General features: G+C 56.2%; 17 protein-coding genes and 1 tRNA gene. 11 read left to right on the top strand and 7 right to left on the bottom strand.

The annotated features are described in order from the left end of the window. Nucleotides 1-110 precede the first annotated feature (110 nt). The 5 genes from CVU60_03145 (at nucleotide 111) to CVU60_03125 (ending at nucleotide 7,240) form a co-directional block, all read left to right on the top strand. On the top strand, nucleotides 111-1,673 hold the full coding sequence (locus CVU60_03145) for a hypothetical protein (protein PKN43366.1): 1,563 nt from the start codon (nucleotides 111-113) through the stop codon (nucleotides 1,671-1,673). Continuing rightward, nucleotides 1,579-3,090 carry a sugar transferase gene (locus CVU60_03140; protein PKN43365.1) on the top strand — a complete coding sequence of 504 codons (1,512 nt, stop codon included), beginning with the start codon at nucleotides 1,579-1,581 and terminating at the stop codon, nucleotides 3,088-3,090. Before CVU60_03145 ends, CVU60_03140 begins: the two co-directional genes overlap by 95 nt. A gap of 16 nt (nucleotides 3,091-3,106) precedes the next feature. Continuing rightward, nucleotides 3,107-5,467, top strand: a complete 2,361-nt coding sequence (locus tag CVU60_03135; protein ID PKN43364.1) for a hypothetical protein — start codon at nucleotides 3,107-3,109, stop codon at nucleotides 5,465-5,467. A gap of 384 nt (nucleotides 5,468-5,851) precedes the next feature. Next, nucleotides 5,852-6,382, top strand: a complete 531-nt coding sequence (locus tag CVU60_03130; GenBank protein ID PKN43363.1) for a hypothetical protein — start codon at nucleotides 5,852-5,854, stop codon at nucleotides 6,380-6,382. 513 nt (nucleotides 6,383-6,895) lie between these two features. Continuing rightward, entirely contained in the window at nucleotides 6,896-7,240 is a 345-nt protein-coding gene (locus tag CVU60_03125; protein PKN43362.1) for a hypothetical protein, read from the top strand. A gap of 177 nt (nucleotides 7,241-7,417) precedes the next feature. On the opposite strand, the gene CVU60_03120 is transcribed toward CVU60_03125, so the two are convergent. After that, nucleotides 7,418-7,494 (bottom strand) — tRNA-Met (locus tag CVU60_03120). Nucleotides 7,495-7,566: 72 nt separating this feature from the next. Here CVU60_03120 and CVU60_03115 point away from each other — a divergent pair. Next, a complete protein-coding gene (locus CVU60_03115) occupies nucleotides 7,567-7,995 on the top strand; it encodes a hypothetical protein (GenBank protein PKN43361.1) in 429 nt (142 codons plus the stop codon). 23 nt (nucleotides 7,996-8,018) lie between these two features. On the opposite strand, the gene CVU60_03110 is transcribed toward CVU60_03115, so the two are convergent. Beyond that, nucleotides 8,019-9,035, bottom strand: coding sequence for an alpha-hydroxy-acid oxidizing enzyme (locus tag CVU60_03110; protein ID PKN43360.1), 1,017 nt, complete (start codon nucleotides 9,033-9,035; stop codon nucleotides 8,019-8,021). Nucleotides 9,036-9,039: 4 nt separating this feature from the next. Beyond that, entirely contained in the window at nucleotides 9,040-9,738 is a 699-nt protein-coding gene (locus tag CVU60_03105) for a FadR family transcriptional regulator (GenBank protein ID PKN43359.1), read from the bottom strand. A 146-nt stretch (nucleotides 9,739-9,884) separates the two neighbouring features. Between CVU60_03105 and CVU60_03100 the strand changes: the two genes are divergently transcribed. After that, the gene (locus CVU60_03100) at nucleotides 9,885-10,184 is read left to right on the top strand and encodes a hypothetical protein (GenBank protein ID PKN43358.1); all 300 of its coding nucleotides are present in this window, start codon (nucleotides 9,885-9,887) and stop codon (nucleotides 10,182-10,184) included. Nucleotides 10,185-10,199: 15 nt separating this feature from the next. On the opposite strand, the gene CVU60_03095 is transcribed toward CVU60_03100, so the two are convergent. The 3 genes from CVU60_03095 to CVU60_03085 form a co-directional block, all read right to left on the bottom strand. Beyond that, the gene (locus tag CVU60_03095; protein ID PKN43357.1) at nucleotides 10,200-10,808 is read right to left on the bottom strand and encodes a hypothetical protein; all 609 of its coding nucleotides are present in this window, start codon (nucleotides 10,806-10,808) and stop codon (nucleotides 10,200-10,202) included. A gap of 408 nt (nucleotides 10,809-11,216) precedes the next feature. Beyond that, on the bottom strand, nucleotides 11,217-11,807 hold the full coding sequence (locus CVU60_03090; GenBank protein ID PKN43356.1) for a hypothetical protein: 591 nt from the start codon (nucleotides 11,805-11,807) through the stop codon (nucleotides 11,217-11,219). Nucleotides 11,808-11,902: 95 nt separating this feature from the next. Continuing rightward, nucleotides 11,903-12,886 carry a hypothetical protein gene (locus tag CVU60_03085; GenBank protein ID PKN43355.1) on the bottom strand — a complete coding sequence of 328 codons (984 nt, stop codon included), beginning with the start codon at nucleotides 12,884-12,886 and terminating at the stop codon, nucleotides 11,903-11,905. A gap of 65 nt (nucleotides 12,887-12,951) precedes the next feature. On the opposite strand from CVU60_03085, the gene CVU60_03080 reads away from it, so the two are divergent. From CVU60_03080 to CVU60_03065, 4 genes are all read left to right on the top strand, one after another. Further along, nucleotides 12,952-13,860: a hypothetical protein gene (locus CVU60_03080; GenBank protein PKN43354.1), complete on the top strand. Its 909-nt coding sequence runs from the start codon at nucleotides 12,952-12,954 to the stop codon at nucleotides 13,858-13,860. A gap of 349 nt (nucleotides 13,861-14,209) precedes the next feature. Further along, nucleotides 14,210-15,157, top strand: coding sequence for an iron hydrogenase (locus CVU60_03075; GenBank protein PKN43353.1), 948 nt, complete (start codon nucleotides 14,210-14,212; stop codon nucleotides 15,155-15,157). 15 nt (nucleotides 15,158-15,172) lie between these two features. After that, a complete protein-coding gene (locus tag CVU60_03070; GenBank protein PKN43352.1) occupies nucleotides 15,173-16,717 on the top strand; it encodes a nickel-dependent hydrogenase large subunit in 1,545 nt (514 codons plus the stop codon). Nucleotides 16,718-16,830: 113 nt separating this feature from the next. After that, the gene (locus tag CVU60_03065; GenBank protein PKN43351.1) at nucleotides 16,831-17,298 is read left to right on the top strand and encodes a hydrogenase; all 468 of its coding nucleotides are present in this window, start codon (nucleotides 16,831-16,833) and stop codon (nucleotides 17,296-17,298) included. A 63-nt stretch (nucleotides 17,299-17,361) separates the two neighbouring features. Here CVU60_03065 and CVU60_03060 read toward each other — a convergent pair whose 3' ends face one another. After that, entirely contained in the window at nucleotides 17,362-17,892 is a 531-nt protein-coding gene (locus tag CVU60_03060) for a hypothetical protein (protein PKN43350.1), read from the bottom strand. Nucleotides 17,893-18,091: the final 199 nt, after the last annotated feature.

The raw sequence follows: 18,091 nt of genomic DNA, 5'->3' as shown, positions 1-18,091 counted from the left end.
AGTCCGGGCCGGGGGCTGCGGCCTTTGCTCCGTGACTGGCTTTCATATTGCAGTCATGGCGATGCCCATATTTTCGACGGACAAATTACAAGCCGACCCGGTACTATTTCATGCACGCACCATCCTCCGCGCCCGCAGCGCCGATCATCCCGCGCCCACTGTTGCTCCTGTTCCTGCTGGCCCTGGCCTTGGCAGCCTGGGGCTGGCTGTACCGCACGTACATCCCGATGCTTGTCGGTTCCTGGCAGGGCGAGGATCATTCCTACGCCTGGTTCGTCCCGCCCGTGGTCGTCTGGCTGGGCTGGACCCTGCGCGAGCGTCTGCGCAGGCTGGCCGACGAGCGCTTCTCGGCAGCGGCGCTCTGGCTCCTGGCCGCCGCCGTGCTTTTCGTGGCCGGTAAGTTCGGGTCCATCAAGATGCTGGTCTTCGTCTCCATCTGGGCCGCCCTTGTGGCCTTCACGGGATTTCTGGTCGGCAACGGGGGGCTGAGGGCCCTGCGCATGCCCATCATCGTGGCCCTGTTCGCCATTCCGCTGCCCCCGTTCCTCTACAACACCATCAGCTTCCAGCTGCGGCTGCTCTCGTCGGCCCTGGCGGAACGGATGCTGCGCCTGGTGGGCGTGCCCGTGTTCCGGGAGGGCAACATCATCGACCTGGGGCTGATCACCCTCGATGTGGTCGATGCCTGCAGCGGCCTGCGCTACCTCTTCCCGGCCCTGCTCATGGCCCTCCTGGTGGGCTGGATGTTCCTGACCAGAAACCGGCTGCGTCTGGCGCTCCTGCTGCTGGCCATCCCAGTCTCCATCTTTGCCAACGCGTTTCGCATCATGCTCACCGGGGTGCTGGCGCGTCTGATCGGGCCTTCGGTGGCCGAAGGCTTTTTTCACGATTTTTCGGGCTGGCTGGTTTATGTGGTCGCCCTTGTGGTGCTCTTCATCGGCTGCCGCCTGCTGGCTTTTCGGGACACGACGCAGAGCGCGGTGCCGGCGGGGGAGAAGACGGCTCCGACCCTGCCCAGGCCGCATCCGGCCGGGCTTTTTACGGCCGTGCTGCTTCTTTTTGCCTTGAGTTTCGTTACAGCCCCGGCCAACAGCGCCGTGCCCGCGCGCACGAGCTTCGCCGCCTTTCCCATGCAGCTTGGAGCCTGGGAAGGCTCGGGCCTGACGCTTGCGCCCGAAGTGCTGCGCAGTCTTGGCGCGTCGGACTACGTGCACGCCACCTACCGCAACGTGGAGTCGGGCAACCCGCTGTATCTTCTGGTGTCCTGGTACGCGGCCCAGGACGGCACCAATTCCGCCCATGCCCCGACCTCCTGCATGCTCGGCAGCGGCTGGAGCGTCACCGGGCGTTCCAACCTGCCGGCCAGGGTCGGGGTGCGCGACTTTCCCGTGGGCCAGATCCTGCTGGAGAAGGGCGGCAACCGCATCGTGGCCAATTACTGGTTCGAGCAGCGGGGCCGGGCCGTGACCAACGAATTCATGAACAAGTGGCTGTTGTTGTGGGACGCCCTGACCATGGGCCGCACCGACGGTGCGCTGGTGCGCGTCGAGGTGCTGCTCAAGCCCGGCCAGGACGTGGATGAAGGCCAGTTGCTGGTCGACGACATGGTTTCACGCATCGTCCCGCTGCTGCCGGACTTCGTGCCGGGGCGCGGCGACGGAAAGAGGGAATAGGTCCATGTTCAAGGAACAGATTCTCATCATCACCAATCTGCTGCTTCTGGCTGACGGCCTGGTCATCATCACGGGCGCCTACGCGGCCTGGCACATCTGCTGGGAGATGTCCGGCGGGGACTTCGGCATGTCGCACTGGGTTTTCGTGACCATGGTGCTCTCGCTCATGTTTCTGAACAGTTTCGTCATGGGGCGCTTCGGGTTCTACAGCGACCGCTTCGCTGTGGGCTGCCTGGAAGGCCTGCGCAAGGTCACCCTGGGCGTGGTCGTGGATTTTTCCGTGCTGACTCTTGGCGTATTCATGCTCGAACCGGAGGGCATAAGCCGCCTGTTCATCGGCATCTACGGCTGGATCGTGTTCTGCGGACTGCTCATGGTGCGGATGCTGGCGACCAACTTCGTGCGCCAGCGCGTGCAACGCAGTCCGCAGGTGGAGCGGGTGCTGCTGGTCGGCAGCCGGGACCGCGTGCAGGCTGTGAAGGACGCCCTCTCGGCCCAGCAGGGCTGGGGGCACAGGCTGGGGGGCTGGCTGTCCTTCGGCGATGAGCAGGAAATCGAGTGCGTGCCGCACCTGGGTGCCCACAACTGCCTGCGCGAGGTGCTGCTCCGGGACGAGTTCGACGAGGTCATTTTTGCCCTGCCTCCGGACGCCCCGGTCAAACTGCGCGACAAGGTCGAGAGCTGCCGCATGCTCGGGATCACGGCTCGTATCGTGCCCGGCATGTTCGATCCCGACGAGGTCGTGCGCGGGCTGACCGTGGAGCATGTGGGCAATGTGCCGACCCTGGCCGTTTACGGCTCGCGCATCAGCACTTCGGGGCTTTTCTACAAGCGTATCCTCGACATTCTGGGCGGCGTGGTGGGCTCCGCCATCCTCCTGGTCATACTGCCCTTCGTGGCCCTGGCCATACGGATGGATTCGCCGGGGCCGATCTTTTTCCGGCAGACCCGCGTGGGTCGCAACAACCGGCACTTTTCCCTGTACAAGTTCAGGACCATGTACGCCGACGCGGAGGCCCGCAAGCAGGAGCTCTTGTGTCACAACGAGATGCAGGGCTGCATGTTCAAGATGAAGGACGACCCGCGCATCACACCGGTGGGGCGTTTTTTGCGCAAGACCTCCCTGGACGAGTTCCCGCAGTTTCTGAACGTGCTCTGCGGGGATATGAGCCTGGTGGGCACGCGGCCCCCGACCCCGGACGAGGTGGGCCTCTACGAGCCCTGGCAGCGTCGGCGCATCTCCATGAAGCCCGGCATCACTGGGCTGTGGCAGATCTCGGGGCGTAACCGGATCAAGGATTTTCAGGACGTGGTGGCGCTGGACCTGAGCTATATCGACGGCTGGCGGTTCATGCACGACATCGAGATACTTTTGAAGACCGTGCGGGTGGTGCTGGCCCGTGACGGAGCATCCTAGTCAACGAGGAGTATGCATGCGGCGGATTTTTTGTCTTTTACTGGTGGGGCTGATGTTTTGTGCCTGCGCGTCCAAGGACGAGCGCAAGGCGGAGCTGTTCCAAAACGGTCTGAAGCTGGAACAGGAAGGGCGCATTGCCGAGGCGCGGGTGGAGGCCAAGAACATCATCAAGCTCGATCCCAACCACGCCGGAGCCTACCTGCTGCTGGCACGCTGTGCGCTCACGGACCAGAACTGGCGCGAGGCCTATGCGGGCTTTCAGCGCGCGGCGGAGCTCGAGCCCGAGAACGTGGAGGCGCTGCTCGGCGTGGGCCGCATCTACCTGCTTTCGGGGGACACGGCCAAGGCCGAGGAGGTGTCCGGGCAGGTGCTGCGCATCGATCCGGCTTCCAGGGACGGCAGGCTGCTGCGCGCCGGGGCCATGCTCCGGGCCAAGCGGTTCGGCGAGGCCGAGGCACAGCTTAAGGATGTCTTTGCACAGGATCCGGACAATGAGGACGCGCTCATAGCCCTCTCGGTCATTCATGCCGAGACCGGGCGCGTCGACGAGGCGCTGGCCGTGGTGCGCCGTGGCATAGAGGCCCGGCCGGACAGCCGCGTGCTGCATTTCAGGGCCGCGAGCCTGGCGGCGGACAGCGGCGACATGGCGGACGCCGAGAAGCATCTGTTGAAGCTTAAAGAGCTCGATCCTGAAAATCGCGGCGTCATGGTCCTCCTGGCCAGTCTGTACGAGCGCATGGGCGACGCACAGCGCGTGGAGGGAATCCTGACCGTCATGCTGGACGCGGACCCGGCTTCGGAAGAGGCGCGGCTGCGACTGGTGGAATTTCTGGCACGTCAGGGCAAGACCGGCGAAGCTGCGGCCCTGGTCGTGAAAACCCCGGACGGAGCCACGCCCAAACTGCGGCTGGCCCTGGCTGCGGTGCATGCCGCCGGCGGAAACATGGCCGAAGCCGAGGCCGTCCTGACCCAGTTGGCCCAGGATGCCGAGGCCGGTCCGTCCGGCATCGAGGCTCGCCTGCGGATGTCCGAGCTCAAGCTGCGCCGTGGCGACCGTAGCGGCGCCCTGGCCGAGGTGGACGAGGTGCTGCGTCTCAATCCCGCAGATGCCCGCGCCCACGCCGCACGCGGGCGCATCTTCATGCTCCAGGACCGCTTCGAGGAAGCCCTGGCCGAGCTGCGCATCGCCCTGCACGATGTTCCGGACGACATGGCCGTGGCCGTGCTCATGGCCCGGGCCCAGTTTGCCCTGGGCAACACTCTGTCCGGGGTCGAGGCGCTACGCAATTTTCTTCTGAAGAAGCCGGACGCCCTGCCTGTGCGTCTGGAACTGGCCGCGCATCACCAGCGTGCGGGCGAGCCCGATGCGGCCCTCGCCGTCCTGCAGGACGGCGAGCGGGGGGGCAGGATGTCCGCCCAGCTGCTGCTGGCCATGGGGGACATCGAGGCGCGGCGCGAACATTTTGATGCGGCCCGGACCCATTACCGACTGGCCGCTGGGGAGCGCGATGCCAGAACCGCCGCGCTGCTTCGTCTGGGCAGCATGTACGGTATCCGCAAGGACTGGGACGCTGCGCGGCAAACCTTCGACGAGTTGCTGCTGGCCAGCCCGGACGCCCACGGAGGTGCCGAAGGCGTGGTGGCCGTGGAACTGGCGGCGGGGCGCGGCGAGGCGGCCATGGCCTGGGCCGGTGAGCGGGCCGCATCCCGGCCGGCAGACCCGCTGGCCGCTGACTTGCTCGGCCGCACGGCCCTGCGGCTGGGCGATGCGGATGGGGCGGAGAAGGCATTTCGCGAGGCCCAGCGCCGCGCCCCGGAATGGTCCGTGCCCTCGGCCCGGCTGGCGGGGCTGTATGCGTCCACGGGCCGCAAGGACACGGCCGTGGCCGAGTGCCGCGCCGCGTTGACCAAGAATCCCGACTCCGTGCCCGAGGCCCTGCTGCTGGGTCAGTTGCTGCAGTTGGGCGGGGAAACGGCTGAGGCCGAGGCCATCTACCGCAATCTCCTGGCCCGCCACCCCGGGCTGCTGCCCGCGGCCAACAACCTGGCCTACCTGCTGGTCTCGCATGCCGCGCCCACGACGGAGCAGATGACCGAAGCGCTGGCCCTGGCCACCAGAGCCAGTGCGGGCGGCGATCCTTCGGCGCTGGATACGGTGGGCTGGGTGCATTACCGCCTGGGCGACAAGGACGCGGCCCTACAGTTCCTGCGCAAGGCCCACGAGTCCCTGCCCGAGGACCCGGCCGTGACCTATCACCTGGCCCAGGTCCTGGCCGATCTGGGACAGACCGGGGAAGCGCGCACCCTGCTCCAGGCCCTGCTGGCCCGCACCCAGGATTTCCCGGATCTGGCTCAGGCAAGATCGTTGCTTGAATAAATCTGATTTTTCCGGACAAGGAGCGCTTGGGTTCAGTCTTGCCGGACCGGACAGCTCATGAGTGCCACTATCCGGCAGTTTGGGACTGGATCATGCTCCCTGACATCCGGTCGCGGTGCCGGGTGACCCGGTGCTGCAAGCGCTGCCCTGACATCCCGAGGGGTTGCGTGACTTACCCTGGCAAGGGCGTAGGCCGCGAAGTGAGTTCTTGAAGGTGAGAGGCTATCTCACGGCATCGGACAGGGCGGTCCGGGAGGGGTGGATGATATGGCTTGCGAGAGTCTATTTGTTTGAAATTAAATATAAAATCATGCTTGGTACGGAACTTTCATCAAGAGCGCAGTCCCGGGGCGCAGAACCCCAAAAATCTATTCGGAGGAATATATGAAATCGGTGAAATTGTTTTTTGGGATGATGCTGTGCCTTGTGGTGCTGGCGGGGCAGGCTCAGGCTTTGACAACTCTGACTTTTGACGGAGTTACAGATCTTGATGCATACGGGGTCTCAAATGGAGTTGAATTTTCCGGTTGGGATGGCGTTCTTTCGGGTTCAGGCGGGACGGGCACACTCCAAGATAGTTTAATCTTTGGTACGCTTGCGGAAGCTTCAATCACTTTTTTGCCTGCAGCTTATCTTGTCTCATTTAGTTATGAGATACAGACACTTGGTGGAGTTGTCGAATTAATGGTAAATGGAGGTAAACATACCTTGACAGGTTCTGGTGTGTTTAGCGCCGCTGACAACAGTATTGCAAGAATATTGCTTTCTGATATTTCTTTTAAGCTGACCAATGGCCCAACAATTTTTAAATTCGATAATCTTTCCTATACCCCCACCCCCCTCCCCGGTGCCGCCATCCTCCTCGGTTCCGGTCTTCTCGGTCTTGTGGGTCTGCGCCGCCGCGAGATCATCTAGGCTGCATCTTTTCTGAATTTATCCCGGCATGATGGAAGAAAATTACCTCTATCATGCCGTTTTTTTTGTTGTCTTTTTTTATCATTAATACGAAAATGCTACATATTTAGTATTCAGATATTTTTTTTATTGAATACTTTTCTTTTAATAAAATCTTAATATACTTATATTTTTGAAATTTAGTATATAATGCTTTGCACAAAAATTGTTTTGTGTGTATCTCTAAATATTCTCGCTGTGTGAGTGTGTCGGTTAAATAACGTCATTCAACAAAAACGAGGTTCAGAATGCGTGTCTGGCTCCCCCGTTGCATCTACAAGACATTTCCTCTATTTGTCGGCACCGTGGGTTTGGCCGGATGTTTCGTCGGGAGTTCGGCCAGCCTGGCTCTTGGAGGTGTGCTCATGCTTTACAGCGGCGGCGTGTGCTATCTGCGCAAGGGATAGAGGAGCTACGGGTCAGCGGGAAATGCAGCGATAGAGACAGGGTGGTGAATGGGGAAGGCGAGGGTAAATGCATCGACGGAGCCAAAAAGTGATGGATTCAAGAAAATCGCCGCGAAGGGCATCCTTGACGCGGTGTACGGTGGAGAAATGCTTTTCTCAGGACGGCAAGATTCCGTCCCGAACGATCAATTTTAGTGCCACGGGCTTCATGCTCGAAATGGACTACCCCCTGTCTCCCGGCGAGACCATCAAGGTCCAGTTCGCTCCTGATGCCGAAGAGACGGGCTTGTACGGCAAGAGCCTGTGCCTCGGCATGGTCCGTTGGTGCGCGCCTCAAAACGGCAGCTGCTGCGGGTTCTACGGAGTGGGCGTCGAGCTCGCGAGCCAGGCTCCACGTAGGTACAATTACTAGCTTTTTCCTTGCGTTTCTATTTTGGTTGCGCCTGTCCCTTTGGGGATGGGCGTTTTTTTTTGGTGGGGAGTGGAGCGAAGGTCCGGTTTTACGGGAAGGCTACTGGACAAATGGGGGACAAAGGTGGGGATAATAAAAAAGGATCCTGGCTATTAAGCTAGAATCCTTTGTCTTTTATGGTAGCGAGGGAGGGAATTGAACCCCCGACACTGCGGATATGAGCCGCATGCTCTAACCGTCTGAGCTACCTCGCCGTATTTGCTTTTGAGTTGCCCCGAAAGCGAAGTCGGTTAATATAGAGAGGGTTTGCAAATGGCAAGTTTTTTTTGAAGAAATTTTTCGGATTTGGATATTTGCCTCTTATGCCGGAATCGGCTATTAAAAAGATGTGTCTAAAATGTAGGAGTTTCACTCCTGATTCACGAGGATCGGGACAAAAATCGAGGAGGGGTTCAATGTCTGAAAACAAGCGCATGCATATTCGAAAAGATTGCCTGGTGCCTGTCCGTTATGTCTATGAGGGGCAGAACAAGACCCAGTATGCCCGTTTGATCAACTACAGCGATGGCGGGCTGTGCCTCAAGACCCGTACGCCCATTCAGCAGGGCGCCAAGCTTGAGCTTTCCCTGGAGGGTTATTCTCCGGAGTCCTCCATGGGCGAATTCGATCGTTATCCGGTGGCTGTCTGCTGGAGCAAGGAAATCCCTGAGCGCGGATTGCCGGTTTACGAAACCGGACTGAAATATAGAGGATAGGGCCGGTTTTCCGGCCCTTTTTTTCAGGCCTTGCGGTAGAGTAGCGCAGGAGAGATCTTCGCCACTGATTCAGTGCCGGTCATGACCATGGCCTGCATGAGCTCGGTGCGAAGTGTTTCGCTGTAGGCGACAACGCCTTCGGTCAGACCGCCCATGGCCGCGATGCTGAAAGGTCTGCCGACCATGACCGCGTCAGCCCCAAGCGCGAGCATCTTGAGCACGTCGGCCCCGGCGCGTATCCCCCCGTCCACGATTATTCCCAGTTTTCCCTTCATTTGCTCGGCAATGGTCGGCAGTACTTCGGCCGTCCCGGGAGTATGATCGAGAACTCGTCCGCCATGGTTGGAAACGACGATGGCATCGGCTCCTGCCTGCAAAGCCAGTGAGGCGTCTTGCGGGGTCATGATGCCTTTGATGATGAACTTCACTCCCGCCCTGGCAATAATTTCCCGCAGTTTGTCCACCGATTTGGGAGAGACCGGACGTCCCATCTTGCGCAGTGTGATGAGACCCGCCGCGTCGATGTCCATTCCTATTATAGTGGCGCCACTGTCCTTGGCCTTGGCCAATTTTTCATAGAGTTCTGCGTCTTCCCAGGGCTTGATAAAGGGGATGCCGTGCCCGCCGGCTACCGATATGGCCGCCAGGCCCGATTCGTGGATGAAGGGCGGCACTCCGTCTCCGGTGCATCCGATGATGCCAGCCTGCCTGCTGCCGTCAATGATGGCGTTTATGTATTCCTCTTCGGTACGCTTGCCCCCCATATTGAATGAAACTCCGCCGATGGGAGCCGCCATCACGGGCATGGACAAATCAAGGCCAAGGATGTTGGTGCTGGTGTCAGGTTCGGTAATTTCATGCACCAGACGCATGTTGAAAGTGACTTTGGCCAGGGCCTGCACGTTTGTCATGAAGGCCGAACCGGTGCCGAGTCCGCCCATGCCCGGAACTTCTCCGGCACAGGCCTTGCCGTTGCAAACAGGGCAAACCCGGCAGAAACCGGTCATCAAATCGCGGGCTGTTTTACGTATTTCCTTCATTTATTCATTCTCCCGTTGTTGAGGTGAAAACAATTTCCCTGGTATGCATGAGGTGCTCCGTCATGGCTTTCCGGGTGCGCTCCGGGTCGTGCATGCTCAAGGCTGCCAGGATTTTTTGATGATCTTCCAGTGATTTGGCACTGCGTGCAGTTGATTGCAGCGCCTCATCCCGGCTTTCACGCAGCAGTTCGTGCATCTGTTCCATGAGCATCGTAATGGACTGATTGCCTGTGGCGGCTGCAATGGCGTCATGGAATGCCTGGTCATGGAAATAGACGGGAAGTCCGTCCCGCATATTATTTGCGTAGGCGATGATAAGATCCTGCAACTCCTCAAGTTCCCGCTCAGTGATGCGCTGGGCGGCCAGATGAGCTATCTGAGGTTCAAGCAGGATGCGCAGTTCAAAGATATCGTCCAGACGGTGCCTTTCCCGCGCGAAGGCGTCTCCCATGGCCTTGGCCAGATTTGCCTGGCTGTTTTCGGCGATGAAAGTGCCGGCTCCCGGCTTGCTGACCAAAATGCCATGCTGCTCCAGGCTTTTGATTGCCTCACGCACGGAATTGCGCGACACTCCAAACATTACCGCGAGTTGGCGTTCCGGCGGCAGGCGGTCACCTGGTTTCAAATCGTTGTTTTGCACCATTGTCTGCAGGCGCGTGGTGATCTCTTCGTAAGTTCTTTTTTGCCGTATGGATGTTGACACAGTTTTTCTCCAGTGGAATTGGTCCTACCAATACGCCCGGTTCTGGTCAAAGGGCAAGCCCCCGGTTGGGGGCGGGCTTGGGAAAATGCCTTTCTCTTGGGACAGGATAACTTGAAGGAATCATGCAAGGTCAAAAGGAGTAAAAGATGGATGAGAATCGGATCATCGAGATCTTCGAGGCATTTTTTGAGAAATACAAGAAGACCGAAGGAGACCGGAGCAGTTGGTCCGCACATTGGACTGTGTACACCGGTGGACATAGTTTCGAGATAAATATGACCAAATGCCCCAAAGGAACGAGGTTCAAGATTTTTTGCGACAAAAACAAAATTGAGGAAATCGAGGGGTGGGAATCATTTCTTGCAAGCCTGGACCGGCTGGAGAAAGTGCATGCTCCGGCTTTCGAACGCACGGATTTTTTTACTCAGATGCACGAGATGCTTTAATTTGTAGAGTGCCGGCTACAGGCTTTGCGCGTCCGAGGTGAAAATCATGTCGGCTTCCTGGTAGTTCAACTCGGCTATGGCCATGTTCATTTTTTGGACGACCTCGATAATGTCTTGAGTATCCCCCGCTACATCCGGCAGCAGCGCCAGATTGAAAGCCCGTTCCTCTTCAATGACGTCTTCGCAGCTTGCCAGGTAGGCGGCTTTGCCATCATATCCGCTGCGCACCAATTCCTCGTGGCAGGATCCGTGGGAATTCAGCAGCACCAGATAGTGATTTGTGAGCAGGGTAATCCATTTCAGGTAGATGGGCCTGGCGGTCTCAGGCATGCCTCCGGCCTTACTCAGGAGTTTTGCGCCATCAACTGCTGTATTCGTAATCTTGGCCACAGTAGCAGCTTCCAAGGCATCCCTTCGGGATAAAAGGTAGTTTTCGGCGAATTCCTCCAGTCCGGACGAATACTGCCTCAGCTTTTGGGCATAAAAAAAGAAGACCATGGGGATGAAGCTGGCCCAGAATGGCGGTTCCGGTTTTTCCAGAACCATCAATGCCAGATGCCGGGCCATTTTGATTTCCTGCCCCAGGATAATCCGCTTTTTTTCATCCGTTCGCTGTCTATCCATCAGTCCTGTCAACTCCCGCGCGTCCGTCTTGATGATCGTTGAACCAGACGCAAAGAGGTTGGTGGAGGTAATTGATGCTAGATTGGTTTTTGTCCCGAATCAACAGAAATCGGCTTTTGCTCCTAATGATGCGTAAAATTCCAAAAAAGGGTCGAATATCTTGCCGCGAAAGTGGCTATCTCTGATTTTTTATTGAGCGGTATTTGCGAGCTGTCAAATATTTCATGGTCATTACATTTGTATCTTGAATGTAAATATTATTATTTGACATGTAAGAAATAAAGGATTCGTCTCAAAATTAGAAATCGGCAATAACATGTTTGTCATGTGGTATTGCCGATTTATTGTTAATAATTATTGGATAGTGTAAAATAATAGTTTTTGGAGATTTTTGTACTTTTTCTGTATTTAGGAGAAGATAGTATCAGCATCCTGCCGACGCATGTTTGTCACGCAGATATCTATTTTTTGGATAACGTGATGCAGATCTTGATTATCTCCATCCATTTCAGGAAGAAGCGCCATGCTGTATGCATTTTCAGCTTTGTTCAGGCAATTGCAGAATAAAAGGTAGTTTGTCTTGTTTTGATATCCTGCACGCACCAGTGCGGCATGATTGCTGCCCTGCGAGGTCAGCAGCAGACGGTAGTGGTCGACCAGAACTTCCATCCATGCCGCGAAAAGAGGCTTTGCCTGTTCCGGAATGTTTCCCACTTTTTCCACAAGTCCAGCCACGTTCGCCGGCCCTCCTGTTTCTTCGGCTTCCAGGGCCGCCGTCATGGCGTAGCGCCGTGATCTGAGGTAGTTGTCCACGAATTCCGTGAGCCCGCTCTTGTACTGGTTCATCTTCTGCACGAAGAAGACAAAAAATATCGGGACAAAGATCATCCAGATGGGCGGCTTGGGCTTTTCAAGAACCTGCAGGGCCAGTTGATTGGCCATTTTCGATTCATGGTCCAGAATCTGCTGTTTTTTTTGGTCTGCGTTTTTTATGCTCATGGAAAAGCTTGGTAATGAGTGACCTGCCCCGGGTCAAGAAGTGCTTCGAGGCGGTCTTTTCGGGCAAGCGTGCTTGGTATCGGCGGGACCATGGTTCACGGGACCAGGATTGCCTGTTCCCGGATTTTTTGCGGCAGCGTGATGCCGAATCGTTTCAACTCATGAATGCTGAACTGGTAGGAACCCTCTTTTGCGGAGCGGGGGGGGATTTTTGCAGGCGGGATTCCGCTCAGAACTTCAGAGACCATTATACCGCCTGCCAGACCCTGGTCGCGTCCGCTGAGTACATGCCCGCCAATGGTCTTTCCCTGTCCGACAGCGAAATCCCAAAAAGCGAAAATAGGAACTGGAGCATGAGCGTTGGCCCAAGCTATGACCTCTTCATCCGGTACATGCTCTCCCTGGCCGTTGCGCAAGGTATGGTAGAGGCCGATATACACGGTGTCGAAGCCGTCGGATTTGGCGTTTAGCAACGCACTTTGCCAATGTTCCAGCAGTTCGAATTGCTTGAGTTCAACACGAACCTTACCAAGATTGAAATACGTTTCGCCCTTGAAAGCCTCGTGCAGGACGGCGTCTGATGTTGAGTCCGAGTCGAAAAGAATGAGTACCTTGGTGTCTTCCGTGTTGACCAAGCGACACATGGAGTGCAGCGAACGCTTGAGCAGCGGGCGTTCAAGAATTCCGGTCATGTTGTTTGCCGGAAAGAGACCGTAATCTCTGGGGTTACGGTTGAGGCCGACGTAAACGACAGGAATGGGTCCGTTCTTGAGTTGCGGACCCAGATATCTGGCCGCGTTGTCGTCGCAGAGGATGATCAGGTCTGGGCGCTTCAGAGCCAGGTGAAGCAATGCGGCTTTTGTTTGTTCTTCGTGTTGGGTTTTCGGCAGGCGTTTGGTATCAAGGTAGAAATGGTCAAGGATTACGTTTTTTGGCAGGGTGTCCAAAAGGCCGCTGGTCAAGTTTTGTTCCCAAGCGTACTCCTTGTGATAGCTATGAACGATGCTTATATTTAATAACTGAGTGGCATCGGCTGTAGCCGTGCACACGATGAGCATTGTCAAAACCAGCTTCAGCATATCCGCCTCCCGTGGAACGCTTTGATATCCATTTCAAATTATCACGGGTCGGAGGAAAGAACAACATGATTCCTTCCGTGACGAGTTTTACGGCATTTTTTGGCTTCGATAGGGATATTTCTGATACCAATCAGCACAGATTTGGGCTGAATGAACATATTTTTGGAATCACAAAACACGCGTTGCTCGCGTGTTTTGTTTTGTCGCTGCTCTTGCATGCGCTGGGTTGCTGGGTGGCTGATCTCCGGCCTGTGCAGGATCTGATTCAGGACAGGCTCATTCTTTTGGATATTGTCGTGCCGCCTTTGCCCCCATCTATCGAACCTGTTGCGGCGCCTGTTCCTGTCCAGGCCCCTGTGGCTGAGACGGCAAGCCCGGTCCCGCCCTCGGATATAAAGACATCAACGCCCGTTTCCCCCGATCACGAAGTCAAAAATCCTGCCCCGGAGAAAACCATGCCGAAAAAAAAGGCGCCCGCCGTTAAACCGGAATCTCGCGTGAGTGAAGTGGTTGTCCCGGAAAGTGCGCACAATGCAGTTCCCGTTTCACGGCAGGAGATTGAAAGTGAAGTGCCCATAGGACGGATTGTTCCCCGGGAGGGCGTGACTGTGCTGGCCAACGAGTCGGGGCAGGACGCCCTCAAGCATGGCGCGGAAGCGCGATTCATGCATGGTGTGGCCACGGAGGAGTTTGTCGAGGAGAATTATATCGGAGAGTACTCCCTTGGCAAAGCCGGGAAGGTCTGGATTGAGGATGACCGTGCGGGCAGCGGGCATCTGATCCTGCACGCCGAAGCCATGGGCCTCAGGCGTCCGCTTTTTCGGTTCAACCGGTTTATCTACGTTTACGGAAAGAGCCCTGATTCTCCCGAACCCATTCTAGGATCGGTGACCTTTTTTTCCGACGGGTATCATATTCACCAGTTTTTATGGCAGCACAATTCGACTCATGCCTATTTTCCCCGCCGCGACTGATATTTCGCCTTGCTCGACTCTTTCATGATGTGATGCGTCTGTTGATCAAAATAATCCGGAAATTGTCTTTTAAGAATCATTGGCATGTGCGTGGAGCATTCAGGAAAGCGATTTCGTGTCATAGTATCATTTAGTAGCACGAGTATGAAATTAATAACATTTATTGAGTATCTTCTGGCCAAAGCAGTTTCATAGTGTCGCTCTACACAAATCGAGACGCACAGATCAGCCTGATCATGATTTTCGATCCAAAGTGCGTTGACATATCAAGAAATTTAAGGATATCTGATCGCTCGTGAAAAAAAGGCCGAAGTCTCTGCACGCTATTACCTTTTTGAAGGAGGAGGGTATGAGTCTTAGCAGACGTGAGTTCGTAAAACTGTGCTCCGCAGGTGTCGCCGGATTGGGAATTTCCCAGATTTATCATCCGGGCATCGTGCACGCCATGACCGAAGGAGCCAAAAAAGCTCCGGTCATATGGGTACAGGGACAGGGTTGTACTGGTTGCTCCGTTTCTCTGCTCAATGCAGTCCATCCCAGAATCAAGGAGATTCTGCTGGATGTGATCAGCCTTGAGTTCCATCCAACCGTCATGGCAAGTGAAGGTGAGATGGCATTGGCGCACATGTACGAAATTGCTGAAAAGTTTAACGGCAACTTTTTCTTGCTGGTGGAAGGTGCCATCCCCACAGCCAAGGAAGGTCGCTACTGCATTGTCGGTGAAACTCTGGATGCCAAAGGGCATCACCATGAAATCACCATGATGGAACTGATCCGGGATCTGGCACCCAAGTCTCTGGCCACCGTGGCCATAGGCACTTGTTCCGCTTACGGTGGCATTCCCGCCGCCGAAGGCAATGTCACCGGCTCCAAGAGCGTGCGTGACTTCTTTGCCGAAGAAAAGATCGAAAAACTGCTGGTCAACGTGCCCGGATGTCCGCCCCATCCGGACTGGATGGTCGGCACGCTGGTTGCCGCCTGGAGCCATGTCCTCAATCCCACCGAGCATCCCTTGCCCGAACTGGATGACGATGGACGTCCGTTGCTCTTCTTTGGCGACAACATCCACGAGTCCTGTCCGTATCTTGAAAAATACGACAACTCCGAATTCGCGGAAACCTTCACCAAGCCCGGTTGCAAGGCCGAACTTGGCTGTAAGGGCCCGTCCACCTATGCCGATTGCGCCAAGCGTCGCTGGAACAACGGCATCAACTGGTGTGTCGAGAACGCCGTGTGTATCGGCTGTGTGGAACCGGACTTTCCGGACGGAAAGTCTCCTTTCTATGTAGCGGAATAATCAAGGAGAAGGCACGTGTCACAAGCAGCTACTCCCGCAGCTGACGGGAAAGTTAAGATTTCCATTGATCCGTTGACCCGGGTTGAAGGTCATCTCAAGATTGAGGTTGAAGTTAAGGACGGCAAGGTCGTCGATGCCAAGTGTTCCGGCGGAATGTTCCGCGGGTTCGAGCAGATTCTGCGCGGCCGCGATCCCAGGGATTCTTCCCAGATCGTACAGCGTATCTGCGGCGTGTGTCCCACGGCGCACTGCACGGCTTCCGTCATGGCTCAGGACGACGCCTTTGGCGTCAAAGTAACCACCAACGGCCGCATTACCCGTAACCTGATCTTCGGCGCCAACTATCTGCAGTCTCACATTCTGCATTTCTATCACCTGGCCGCCCTGGATTATGTCAAGGGTCCCGATGTATCTCCCTTTGTTCCCCGTTACGCCAATGCGGATCTTTTGACGGATCGCATCAAGGACGGGGCCAAGGCCGATGCAACCAACACCTACGGCTTGAATCAGTACCTGAAGGCGCTTGAAATCCGCCGCATCTGCCATGAAATGGTCGCCATGTTCGGCGGTCGCATGCCTCATGTTCAGGGCATGGTAGTGGGCGGTGCAACCGAAATTCCCACAGCGGACAAGGTTGCCGAATACGCAGCCCGCTTCAAGGAAGTCCAGAAGTTCGTGATCGAGGAATACCTGCCTCTGGTCTACACTCTGGGTTCTGTTTATACTGATCTGTTCGAGACCGGAATCGGCTGGAAGAACGTCATCGCCTTCGGCGTTTTCCCCGAAGACGATGATTACAAGACCTTCCTGCTCAAGCCCGGCGTATACATCGACGGCAAGGACGAGGAATTCGACTCCAAGCTGATCAAGGAATATGTCGGACATTCCTTCTTTGACCATTCCGCTCCCGGCGGCCTGCACTACAGCGCCGGTGAAACGAATCCCAACCCGGACAAACCCGGTGCGTACAGCTTCGTCAAGGCCCCCCGTTACAAGGATAAGCCCTGCGAAGTCGGTCCTCTGGCCCGCATGTGGGTCCAGAATCCGGAACTCAGCCCCATCGGACAGAAACTGCTCAAGGAACTTTACGGCATCGAAGCCAAGAACTTCCGCGATCTGGGTGACAAGGCTTTCTCCATCATGGGCCGCCACGTGGCTCGTGCTGAAGAAACCTGGCTTACCGCCGTGGCCGTTGAGAAGTGGCTCAAGCAGGTTCAGCCCGGTGCAGAGACCTACGTCAAGTCCGAGATTCCGGATGCCGCAGAAGGTACTGGATTCACGGAAGCACCCCGCGGCGCTTTGCTGCATTACCTCAAGATCAAAGACAAGAAGATCGACAACTACCAGATCGTGTCCGCGACCCTTTGGAACTGCAACCCGCGGGACGATATGGGCCAGCGCGGTCCCGTCGAGGAAGCCCTCATCGGTGTGCCGGTTCCCGATATCAAGAATCCCGTTAATGTGGGGCGCCTAGTGCGCTCCTACGACCCGTGACTGGGCTGTGCCGTGCACGTGCTGCACGCTGAGACCGGTGAAGAACACATCGTCAACATTGACTGATACGGATCTATTGAACCATGAAGGGCCGGGAAACCGGCCCTTTTTTTTAGGGTTCGGGAGTAATTCATAATATTGAATATCGCCGCGAGAACGCTGGATTTGGAGAATATTGCATGAAACGACTTTTGGTTCTTGGAGTGGGCAATCTGCTTCTGACTGACGACGGCGCCGGCGTGCACGCGGTCAAGGATCTTGCCCTGGAGGAGGAATGGGATTCGGAAAGGGTCGATTTTATGGATGGAGCCACTTTCACGCAGGATATTTTTTACATTTTTCAGGAATATGAACGGGTGATTGTCCTGGACACCGTCAAGGGCGGACGGGAACCAGGGACTGTCTATCGCTTCACGGAAGACAATCTGCGTGACAATTATCAGCAACGCCTGTCACTTCACGACATCGATCTTCTCGATTCCCTGAAAATGGCCGAATTGCTGGGCAACAAGCCGGAGCTGATTGTCATCGGCATTGAACCGCTGACCATCAGCGACTGGTCCATGGAATTGTCCGAGCCGGTCAAGGAGAGATATCCACGATTTCTGGAAGCCGCACGGCGAGAAATCCGCGCTCTTTTGTCCTGAAGGCATGAAAAAAGGCTCCACCGGCATGCCGGGGAGCCTTCCGCCTGAGCTGTGAGAAAGGGACTATTGCTTGGGAGCCGGAGCCACTGGAGCAGGGGTCTCGGTTTTCGCGCCTTCGAAATCCACACGCATTTCCTCGGTCAATTCTTCGAGCTTGGGCACTACACCCTGCATGTAGGAGCGGGCCACGGTCATGCTCTGCTGCATGAGTTCGGGCATCTTGGTGGTGACCTTCTTGCCCAGATCGGATTTGTAGAAGTCGACCAGTCCTTTGATTTCTTCCTCGGTAAAAACGGAGGTGTAGAGATCCAGATACTGGGGTTTGACCTTTTCCCAGGACATGTCTTCCTTCAGGATGGCGTCAAAGCGAGCTGAATATTTTTCCAGCTTGGGTTTGTCGGCTTCCTGAACGTTCATCTGGGACGCGATCTGCTGGAAGATCATGGTCACTTGGGCCTTCATCTTTTCCATGACCGTATCGCCGTCGGTGATCTTGATCAGTTCTTCGGCCAGTGCCCGATGTTCTTTTTCGCCGCTGTAAGCGGTGCTGCAAGCAAGTACAAAACAAAGAATCAAGGTCAATTTTTTCAGCATGTTGTCTCCTTGTCGGACTGAGAGGCGACCCGTTTGCGAGGGATGTACCGAGGCATGACGGAATCTAGCCGTAAGAATGTGATGGCGGACATCGCCAGAACCGTGAATTTCTAGTGCAAGCTAACCCGGATGACAAGGGCCGAAAAAATGGGAAAAAGCCCGAAGCCGTATCTTGTCTTCGAACAGCCATGACCAGGGC

Source organism: Deltaproteobacteria bacterium HGW-Deltaproteobacteria-18, assembly GCA_002841885.1.
Classification (GTDB): domain Bacteria; phylum Desulfobacterota; class Desulfovibrionia; order Desulfovibrionales; family Desulfomicrobiaceae; genus Desulfomicrobium.
The sequence above is the reverse complement of the archived record's forward strand: the minus strand, read 5'-3'. Positions and strand labels throughout refer to the sequence as shown.